The organism is Paracoccus sp. MBLB3053 (assembly GCF_031822435.1).
GTDB lineage: Bacteria > Pseudomonadota > Alphaproteobacteria > Rhodobacterales > Rhodobacteraceae > Paracoccus > Paracoccus aurantius.
Window position 1 is genome coordinate 522,289 of the sequence record NZ_JAVQLW010000002.1, and the last position, 9,502, is coordinate 531,790.

Annotated in this window: 12 protein-coding genes; 1 reads left to right on the top strand and 11 read right to left on the bottom strand. The window is 65.1% G+C overall.

Going from position 1 to position 9,502, the window contains the following annotated elements:
* Positions 1–48: 48 nt before the first annotated feature.
* From RGQ15_RS16565 to RGQ15_RS16585, 5 genes are read right to left on the bottom strand one after another with little or no spacing between them, the layout of a single operon-like run.
* Positions 49–1,308, bottom strand: coding sequence for a DUF917 domain-containing protein (locus tag RGQ15_RS16565; protein ID WP_311161716.1), 1,260 nt, complete (start codon positions 1,306–1,308; stop codon positions 49–51).
* The gene (locus RGQ15_RS16570) at positions 1,245–1,922 is read right to left on the bottom strand and encodes an urea carboxylase-associated family protein (RefSeq protein WP_311161718.1); all 678 of its coding nucleotides are present in this window, start codon (positions 1,920–1,922) and stop codon (positions 1,245–1,247) included. Before RGQ15_RS16570 ends, RGQ15_RS16565 begins: the two co-directional genes overlap by 64 nt.
* Positions 1,923–1,937: 15 nt before the next feature.
* The gene (locus RGQ15_RS16575) at positions 1,938–2,633 is read right to left on the bottom strand and encodes an amino acid ABC transporter permease (protein ID WP_311161720.1); all 696 of its coding nucleotides are present in this window, start codon (positions 2,631–2,633) and stop codon (positions 1,938–1,940) included.
* A complete protein-coding gene (locus tag RGQ15_RS16580) occupies positions 2,630–3,292 on the bottom strand; it encodes an ABC transporter permease subunit (protein ID WP_311161721.1) in 663 nt (220 codons plus the stop codon). Before RGQ15_RS16580 ends, RGQ15_RS16575 begins: the two co-directional genes overlap by 4 nt.
* Positions 3,293–3,313: 21 nt before the next feature.
* A complete protein-coding gene (locus RGQ15_RS16585) occupies positions 3,314–4,150 on the bottom strand; it encodes a transporter substrate-binding domain-containing protein (RefSeq protein WP_311161722.1) in 837 nt (278 codons plus the stop codon).
* Positions 4,151–4,454: 304 nt separating this feature from the next.
* Here RGQ15_RS16585 and RGQ15_RS16590 point away from each other — a divergent pair, with 304 nt between their 5' ends.
* Positions 4,455–5,747: an amidase gene (locus RGQ15_RS16590; protein ID WP_311161724.1), complete on the top strand. Its 1,293-nt coding sequence runs from the start codon at positions 4,455–4,457 to the stop codon at positions 5,745–5,747.
* Position 5,748: 1 nt separating this feature from the next.
* On the opposite strand, the gene RGQ15_RS16595 is transcribed toward RGQ15_RS16590, so the two are convergent.
* From RGQ15_RS16595 to RGQ15_RS16620, 6 genes are all read right to left on the bottom strand, one after another.
* Positions 5,749–6,654 (bottom strand): LysR family transcriptional regulator, encoded by a 906-nt coding sequence (locus tag RGQ15_RS16595; RefSeq protein ID WP_311161725.1) that lies wholly within the window; start codon positions 6,652–6,654, stop codon positions 5,749–5,751.
* Positions 6,655–6,983: 329 nt separating this feature from the next.
* Positions 6,984–7,379, bottom strand: coding sequence for an FAD-dependent oxidoreductase (locus RGQ15_RS16600; protein ID WP_311161726.1), 396 nt, complete (start codon positions 7,377–7,379; stop codon positions 6,984–6,986).
* Positions 7,360–7,656 (bottom strand): FAD-dependent oxidoreductase, encoded by a 297-nt coding sequence (locus RGQ15_RS16605; protein WP_311161727.1) that lies wholly within the window; start codon positions 7,654–7,656, stop codon positions 7,360–7,362. The genes RGQ15_RS16600 and RGQ15_RS16605 overlap by 20 nt, the downstream gene beginning before the upstream one ends.
* A gap of 12 nt (positions 7,657–7,668) precedes the next feature.
* Complete coding sequence (locus RGQ15_RS16610; protein ID WP_311161728.1) at positions 7,669–7,791, bottom strand: hypothetical protein; 123 nt, start codon at positions 7,789–7,791, stop codon at positions 7,669–7,671.
* Positions 7,792–7,920: 129 nt separating this feature from the next.
* Positions 7,921–8,154 (bottom strand): ABC transporter ATP-binding protein C-terminal domain-containing protein, encoded by a 234-nt coding sequence (locus tag RGQ15_RS16615; protein ID WP_311161729.1) that lies wholly within the window; start codon positions 8,152–8,154, stop codon positions 7,921–7,923.
* A gap of 464 nt (positions 8,155–8,618) precedes the next feature.
* Positions 8,619–9,502, bottom strand: an 884-nt coding sequence (locus RGQ15_RS16620) for a branched-chain amino acid ABC transporter permease (RefSeq protein ID WP_311161730.1), incomplete at its 5' end; no start/stop codon positions are given.

The window sequence follows — 9,502 nt, forward strand, 5'->3', positions numbered from 1 at the left end:
ACGAGAGGACCGAAGCGCACCGCGTTGACCTGGCGCGAGACGGGCGCGTCAAGGCATGAGTGCAGCTCCAGTTGTCCGCCCGCCTGAGCGGGCTGACCGCCCGGGTCCAGATGCCGCGCCGTCAGCTTTGCTGTCACCAGCAGGCCGGGGGATCAGGACGGGGTCGGCATCGATGCCGAAGGCACGCGGGCCAAGAAGGCGCTTGCCGCTTTCTCTGCGCCAGCAATCGTCAAGCGCCGGGCAGGTGAAGATGATGACCTTCTGGCCCGGCACGACGTCGCCCAGCGTCACCAGCGGCGTCAGGTCCGAGGCATCGAGGATCGCGATCACATCGGGGCTGGAGGCAAGCAGCCTGCCCTGCTCGCGCACCAGATGGTGTTCGTTCTTGACGAAGACCTGAATTTCATGGCCGGTCTCGTCATTTACGAAAATGTAGTCGAATTCGCGGAAGGCATAGGGCTCGCGACTGCGCCAGCGGGTCTCGCGCAAGGTGGCGCGCGCGGTGATCCGGCCACCCGTCGCCCGGGCCAGCGCGGCCAGCCGGTTTTCGACGCGATCCGCGCTGTTCAGGATCGTGCCGAGGCTCCAGGCCTGATGGATGCTGCCGGGCACGAGGCCTTGCGCGAAGCGTGCGATCGGGGCGGCATGGACGGTCGCGGCGAGCCCCCTTCCCTGCACCGCCCGGCAAATCTGGCGCGCCATGCGATCGGCCATACCGGATGAGGCAAGTCCCGACAACACGGTCTGGCCGCCAAAGCGATCGGCAAGACCGACCGGGCCGATGCCCACGCCCGCAAGCGCCATCTTGGTCAGGCCAAGCTCGGGGATCGAGCGCCCGGTGCAATCGGAATCGAGGACCGGAATTCCCAGCCGATCCGCCGCGATCAGTGTCGCGGCCGTCGCCATTGCCCCCAACTCGACCACCGCCACGGCCCCGACTGGACGGCCCAGATGCGCGCCGACGGCCAAAATGCTTGCCGCGAAGCGCTCGGCCATGCCGATGTCAGTTGCTGGCAAGTCAAGAGCGCGGCGCTCCTCGGGGGAAAAATCCGCATCCGGGTCGCGGCCGCCGATGACGATAGTCGCGGCAGCAAGGGTGTCGGGTGGCAGGGTATCGGGGGAAACGAAGTTCGGCAGCCAACTTGGCCCGAAATGCCCGCGCAACATCTCGAGCGCCGGCGCCGCCCGCCCGCCTCCACCAGTGCCGAAAAAGGCCAGCCCGCAGAACAGGTCGTCCAGCGCGCTCATGCCGAAGCCTCCGCCGCATAGATCACCAGCCCCAGCCGGGTTGCCGCGAAGCCGTTGCATTCATTGCGCTCCTGCGGGCAATTCGAGATCGCGACCACGACATTGCGCTCGGCGATCAAGTCGACGAAATCGCCGGGCTTCGAGACCGGCTCGATCACCTCGATATGGCCGTCTGCCTCGACCGGGACATTCATGAAGACGTTGAACGGATAGGGAATCTCTCGGATAGTGACGCCATAGGGGGCCATGACCGCCGCAAGATTATCGCGGCAATTGGGCTGGTGTTCGGCCTCGGGGCCGTAGCGGAACCGGTTCAGCCCCCGGCAGCAAGACCCCGCCAAGACGTCATGGCAACCCACTGTGTCATGGCCGATCCGCAGCAGCGGCCGGGCGTCCACCGAGTAAAGGTAATCCCCCGTCGTCAGGTGGATATTTCCCTTGAGCATGACCGAGACATTGGGCGAGAATTTCTCGGCCAGGTCGTCGCGGTTGAAGCAGATCAGATCCGCGACCTGCTGCCCGTCCAGATCGACCACACGCAGGGTCTGGCCTTTCTCCAATTCGACGGCCACGCGCCCCTGCGGCGGGATGATCTGCGTCCTGAGGCGCGACCCGGGTTCTTGCGCGAGGGCGCGGGCCACGATCGCCTCGTCGATCCGATCAAATGAAGTCATGGAAATCTCCGGCAATTATCTTGGATTGCGCAGGGCGAAGGTTCGGCTTCGTTGCTGCGGGCTGGATGTCGGAAGGGTCGGCTCGAAGGCCAGGATGCAGCGCGAGATGAGCAGCGCGGCCAGCCAATAGGCGGCAGTCAGCAGGATAAAGACCGGCACGGTGCGGAAGGTCTCGGCCTGCACGACAAGCCCGGCATGGGTCATTTCGGGCACGGTGATGACGGATAGGACGGCGGATTCCTTCAGCAGCATGATTGCCACGATCCGTGCCATCGGCACGAAGATCCGGGCAAGCTGAGGGGCGATAACCTTGAAAAGTGCCTGCCATGACCGCAGTCCAAGGGCATGGGCTGCCTCCCATTGCCCGCGCGGGATCTGGGCCAGCGCCGCCCGCAGCCCCTCATGGACATAGGCCGCGCCGTAAAGCGCCAGCGCCACGCCGCCCGTCAGCATGGCCGGCGCGCGGAACAGGTATTTCTGCGTCGCGAAATGCACCAGCAGCAGCACAACCAGAAAGGGCAGCGCGCGCATGGCCTCGATGTAAACGCGCAGCGGGATCGCCGTCGCCGGGAGGCGATGGCGTAGCCAGCCCATGACCGCACCCAGCAGGAAGGCCGCGCAGATCGAGGCACCCGAGATGGCAAGGGTCAGTGTCAGCCCCCGTGCCAGAATCGGGCCATATTCGCCAACCATCCCAAGCATGCCGGTCATGGCCGATCCGCCAGCCGGAAGCGCGCCTCGAGCCGCGCGCCGAGAAAGGCGATGGTCAGGTTGATTGCGGCATAGACGAGGGCCGCAGCCAGCAAGGTCTCGATCGGGCGGTAATTCGCGGCATAGATCTGCTGGGCGCTGCGCATCACATCGGTGACCGTGATCGCCGAGAGCAGCGCCGTGGCCTTGACCACCAGCGTCGCCTCGTTGACCAGGGCCGGGATCATGCCGCGCAGGATCAGCGGGATGCGCAGCTTGAACCAGATCACCGGCGACTTCAGGCCAAGCGCCTCCGCCGCCTCGATCAGGCCCCCGGGAATGGCCTGGAAGGCCCCGCGCAGGGCCTCCTTGAGGAAAAACGCGCTGAAGATCGACAAGGCGGCAATCCCGGCACCAAGGGCACCCAGGTCGATCCCCGCGGCCGGCAGGACGTAATAGGCCATCAGAATCATCACCAGGGGCGGCATGCCGAAGACAAGGCTTTGCATCCCGTGCAGCAGGCGCGTGCCCAGCGAACCGGCACGCGCCTCGAGGAAGGTCAGCGCGATGGCCCCTGCAAGGCCCAGAGCCATCGCCGCGAGAGAGACGCCCAGCGTCATCCGGGCCGCGCCGATCAGGGCAGGAAGTGCGGACCATGTGCTATGAAGGTCAAATGCCACGTCGCGTCCCCGCCCGCTCGCTCAGATCCCGCCCGCCGGCAGGTAGTCGCCGTCGGGCAGTGCCATCGTGAAGCCGAACCATTTTTGCTGCAGTTCGTAAAGCTTGCCGCTGTCGCGCAGCTCTTTCAGGATCACCGAGATCCTGTCCCGCAGATCGGTGTCCGAGGCGCGCGTCACCCAGGCGATATATCGCTGCGCATCGGTGACCGGGCCCGCGACCGCGAAGACATCGGGCTTTTCCTTGGTCAGGGCGGCGGCATTGGGCATGCTTTGCACCACGGCGTCGATCTCGCCTGAGGTCAGGGCCAGATAGGCCTCGGGAAAGCTCGGATAAAGCTTCAGATCGGCGAAGCCCTTGCCGCCCTTGGCCTTCAGGCTGGCATTGGCCTTTTCGGCCTCTTCCTGCGTGGTCGTGCCAAGCTGGGTCCCGACAACCTTGCCCTCAAGATTGGCGACCGAGCTGATGCTGCCATCATCGGCGCGCTTCAGGATGACCTCGCTCGAGACCGCGATCGGATAGGTGAAGGCGTAATTCTTGACGCGCTCTTCGGTCATGCCGACCGAAGTGGCGACGAAATCGAACTTGCTGGCATCAAGCCCCGGAAGGATACCCGAGAAGGGCACATCCAGCTGTTCGACGCTGACCCCGAGCCTTTCTGCGACCAGATCGAGGATGTCCTTGCCATAACCGACGATTCTGCCGTCCTGGACGAATTCGAAGGGCGGGAAGGCCGCCTCGGTCCCTACGGTCACCTGATGCGAGGACTCGATCTTGGCAAGCGTATTGGCATGGGCACCGGTCGCCACGAGCGAGGCCGTGACACAAGCTATGCGCAGCACGTGTGAGAGGCGGTTCATTGTCTGGTTCCCCTGTTTTGTTATGATTCTGTCAGCCGGTTTCCCGTTCAGAGTTTCCGGTCGATCGCTGGCCGTGAAGCATCAATTTGACTGCGGAGCGAGCTTTCAAAGGCATCGCTTAAGGCCGTGATAGGGCTCGTCCGGTCGTTTTGTCGCGGAACGCGGGGGGGAACGGCGCGCGTCATGGTCGGCTGCACATTTAGGCATCCGAGCAGGTTTGAAAATGCACCGCTGCGAGCAGAAATTGGTGCTGGAACGGCTGCGCCCGAAACGGCAATCTCGCCTGGAAGAAAGGGGGAGCAACATGCACGGACAGGAGCTTTGGCGGTTAGGCGCGGTTGAGGCGCGGCGGCTTCTTGGCCCCGAAGGGTTGGCTTCGGGGCGGCTTTGGGATGCCTGCCGCGAACGTATCGTCGCCCGCGACCCCGCGATCTCCGCCTTCCTCCGCGTGAACCCCTCGCGCGGGCCTTTCCCGGCTTCCGGACCCGCGACCGGCATTCCGGTTGGCATCAAGGACATCATCGACACGATCGACATGGCGACGGAGTATGGCTCGCCGATCTATGCCGGCCATCGCCCGCCGCGCGACGCCTGGGTTGTTGCCGGCTTGCGCATGGCGGGCGGGGTCATCGCGGGCAAGACCGCGACGACGGAATTCGCCGGACCGAATGCCACGATCACGCGCAATCCGCATGATCTGACGGCCTCGCCCGGTGGCTCTTCGGCAGGGTCCGCTGCGGCGGTGGCCTCGGGGATGATCCCGCTGGCGCTTGGCACGCAGACAGCAGGATCGATCATCCGCCCCGCGGCTTTTTGTGGCGTCGTCGGTTTCAAGCCGAGCTTTGGCGAAATCGATACGCTTGGCATTCGCCCGGCCTGCACCAGTCTCGATACGGTCGGGATCTTCTCGCGCTCGGTCGAAGACGCGGCTTGGCTCTGGGCCCTTCTGGCGCGGCGTCCTGCGGTTCCAGACATGCCCGCCGCGAGCCTGCACATCGGGCTGTGGCGGCCCGCAGAAATGGACAAGGCCAGCGCTTCCGTCCAAAGCGCATTAGAGGCCGCAGCCAATGCCTTGTCACGCGCCGGTCACCGGGTCGTCGATCTGGCCTTGCCGCCCGCCTTCGTTCATGCCGAAAGCGCTGCCCGCATCATCCTCGAGGCCGAGACCTATCGCTCGACTGCGAGCGAGCTTCTCCATGCGCCCGACCAGATCTCCTCGACCCTGCTTGATGTGGTCATGGCTGGATCGCGGATCGAAGCTGGGATATTGGACCAAGCCCGCCGCACCATCGCGCGAGCCGAGCGGGAATTCGCCCAGCTTGTCGAGGAAACCGACGTTGATGTCGTGATCACCCCGGCAGCGGCAGACGAGGCACCCGCCGATCCAAGTTGGACGGGCGACGCCGTCTTCAACCGAATCTGGACGGCGATCAGCGCGCCCGCCATCACGCTGCCGCAATGCTATGGCGAACGTAGCCTGCCCATCGGCCTGCAGCTTGTCCTGCCGCGATCCCGCGATCAGGCGCTGATCCATGCGGCGACGGTGATCGACAGGATCCTGTTGGCCAGCGCTGATGCCCCGCCGCGGATCTGCTGATTCAGGAACTGCTCATCTTCTGGATGAAGCCCGCCAGTTCCTCGGCAAAGATTGTCGCTGCGGGGGCCAGTGGCACGCCCTTGCGCTGGATCAGGCGCAGGGTCTGAGCCTCGTTCGGGATGCCGACCAGCGGCACATGGACCAGTGAGCCGCGCCCATGCTCGGCATCGACATCGGCAGAGGTCAGGAAGCTGGCCAGACCCGCCGTCGCCACCAAGGACTTCAGCAGGTCGATCGAGTTCGTCTCGGCCACCGGATGCACATAGGCATTCGACGAAGCCAGCATCCGGTCGATGATGCCGCGCATCACCAGATGCGTCGCGGGCAAGGCAAAGGCATGGCCCACGCAATCCGACAGCCGTACCGAGGCCTTTTTCGCGAGCGGATGATCCGGCGCGACCACGACGCCAAGGTTGAAGGATGCCGCGCAGATCAGATTGACCTGCGGCACCAGGTCGATGTCGAAGCCCAGCCCGATCGCCGCCCCGCCCTCGACCACAGTGGCGACGATACGGTCGGCGGGCACGGATTCGACCGCGAAGCGGGTATAGGGATAGCGCGGAATGAAGCGGCCGATCACCTCGGCGATGACATCAGATTGCAGCGCCTCGAGCGTGGCGATGCTGACCGTGGTGCGGCGCATACTCTTCATCTCGTCGATGCGGCCAAGGAAACGCTCGTGATCCTTCAGCGTGCTGCGGATGTGGGTGATCAGCAATTCTCCCGCCGCGGTCAGGCGCACGCCGCGCGGCAGGCGCTCGAAGATCTGATGCCCCAGCAACTCTTCATAGGCGATGATCTGACGGTTGACCGAGGAAGACGATACGTTGAGCTTTTCGGCCGCCTTCCGGATCGAGCGATAACGTGCCACCTGATCGATATATTGAAGCAGTCTCGAGTGCAGCATCTTGTCCCTCTGAGATCATGCTAGTGCATGAAAGGCATCGCTGCGATCCATAATTGCTGCTTCCCATACCCATCTTCGACGCGTCAGCTTGTCCTGCCGCCCGATTGGGCACCTTGTCCGGCAACAAGGCGAACCGGCGAAAAGATCTTCCGCAATCAAAACACCTTCGCATTGCTGCTTGCTGTCCTGTCGTCGTGGGCTGCCGCCGCGCATGCCGTGGCGGTGACGAACTCGGGAAAAAGGTTCGCGTCTCTTTTTCCATCCCGGCGATAACCTGCGTTTGTTGCGCTCACGCTGGCTCGAGCCTTCCCTTTGCTGCTGCGCGCAGGTCATAACCGTGGTCTTCCAAGGTCTCGATCGGGCAACCGATCAGCCGACGGGCGGCCATGTGAGGGCCCAGAGCGGAGATCGTCTCGACGGCGGGCGCGCCCCGGTCGCCAGCAGCGCGAGATCGCCCGAAATGCGCCGGCGATCAGGCGCGGCGCGGCCTCGATCACGGTGACCGAGATCTCCGTCATCCGGGCCATGGCGGCGATTTTAAGGCCGATTAAGCCGCTGCCCACAACCACGGCATGGTGGGTCGTGGCGAGGCGCTCACGCATCCTGGCGGCATTGGCCAGGGTCCGCATCCCGAATACGCCCGGCGCGTCGCGGCCGGGGAAGGGCGGCGGCGCGTTCCTTGCGCCGGTCGCGATGATCAGGCGGTCATAGCCATGCCGCGCCATCCGCCGCGATCACTTCGCAGGCCGGGCGGTCGATGCGCGCCACGCTGATAGCTGCATGCAAGTCGATGCCGGTGCGCTCGTAGAAGCTTGCCGGTTTCAGGATCAGCGCCCCTGCATCGCCATCCACCATGTAGGCCTTGGACAGGGGCGGGCGCTGATTGGGCAGGCCGGGTTCCTCGCCCAGCATGAGGATCTGCCCCGCGAAGCCTTCCTGCCGCAGGCTGGCGGCGGCCTGCTGGCCGCCTTGGCCGGTGCCGATGATGACGATCCGTTGCATGGGCCGGCGTCCTCAGAGCTGGGCTTCAGGAAGGTGGATGCTGACGCCATCCAGCTCGGCGCGCATGACGCTTTCGCCCTCGGCGGCGGTGACCACGGTTTCGGTGCCATCGGCGGAAATGAAGGTGATTTTCATGTCTGGTTTCCTTGCTATGTACTGGGTCAGCCCCGTCGGACGGGCAGGATGATCGGGCCGCGGAAGCCGAAGCCGCGCCATTGCACGATCGCGGGATCGGGCAGGCTCATCCTGGGGATGGCCAGAAGCTCAGGCATGTTCGCCGCTCCCCAGATAGACTTCCTTCACGCGCGGATCGGCCATGATGTCGGCCGTGGTGCCGTCGGCGGCAGGCTCGTCGAGCAGCAGCACAAGGCCCATCCAGAACATCCAGTATTGCGGCGTGATCGCCGAGAACAAGTCCTGCAGAAGCTTGAAGTCGCTCGCCCCGATCAGCCCGCCGTAAAGATAGCCGACCCCGCCCAGCACGAGGACCAGCAGCACATCGGCCGAGCGGTGGAAGGCCGGAACATCCAGAGAGACGAATATCGTGGTCTGGCATCGCGACGCCCAGCGTCACCATCAGCCGCGTCAGGTCCGAGGCGCGCAGCAGTAGAAGCGGTCCCGTCGCCAGCCCCAGCAGCCCCGCCGCCCGCCCCGACAGCGCGAGCCCGGTCAATAGCTCTCCGGTCAGGTGAATCGAGGCCAGCTCCGCGACATAGGCGCCGAGCCCGAAGAACGCGCCATGGCCCAGCGAGACGACGCCGGCAAAGCCGATGATGAGATCGAGCAGCGCGAAAAGGCCGAGAATGGCGATCTCGGACAGCAGCAGGTGGCGCTCGGGCAACAGGAAGAAGCTTGCCGCCTCCGCCAGCCAGATCAGGATCGCGGCTGGCGCGGCCCTGCGCCGTCTCAGGCTTGGTCGCGCGGGGCAGGGGCAGGGTGGTACAGGTCATCTGCAATATCCTTCAGCGCGCCGGGGCGATCAGGCCCTGCGAGCGCAGGATCAAAAGCACGATCATCAGCAGGTAGATCAGGAAGGCGCCTAGCTCGGGGATGTAGTTTTTCCCGGCGACATCGGCGGTGCCGATGATCAGCGCGGCAAGGAAGGGACCGGTCAGCCCGGCGGTGCCGCCGATGGTCACGACGATCAGGACATAGACCATGATCTTCAGCGGAAAGGTCGGGTCGAAGCCCATGATCTCGATCCCCAGCGCGCCGCCCAGGCCGGCAAGGCTCGAACCGACCGCGAAGGTCGCAGCGAAGATGGCCCCGACATTGACCCCGAGGCCGCGCGCCGCGCGCTGGTCATCGACCGCCGCCCGCAGCCTCGCGCCGAAGCGGGCGCGCGACAGGACGAGCTGCAGCCCGACGACCAGCGCCGCGCAGACCAGGATCAGGAAGGCGCGGTAACGCCCGATCGCCACCCCGGCCAGTTCGATGCGGCCCTGCAGCCAGTCGGGCAGGGTGATCAGCATCTGGCTTGATCCCAGGCTCCAATCCGCCGCGGCGACGGCCATGAAGACCAGCGCGATTGAGAACAGCACCTGGTCGAGATGGCTGAGGGTCTCGGGGTCGATGGCGATCGAGCTGCGCGCGCTTTCCCAGGACAGGCCCCTTATCGGCTCGATCATCTTGTCGCCATCGCCATCGCCATCGCCGTCGCCGCCGGTCTTTTCCAGAGCGCCATAGATCGCGTGCATCCCGCGGCGGCATGGGCTGGCCACGCCCTTCAACGACCGCGTCGTCGAACTGGTGCGCGAGGCGCAGTCGCGTCGCACAGTTCCGGATTTCTCGAATATCGACCGTTTCGACGACCTGCTGGGCGTCGCAGCGACAACAGGAGCCTGAC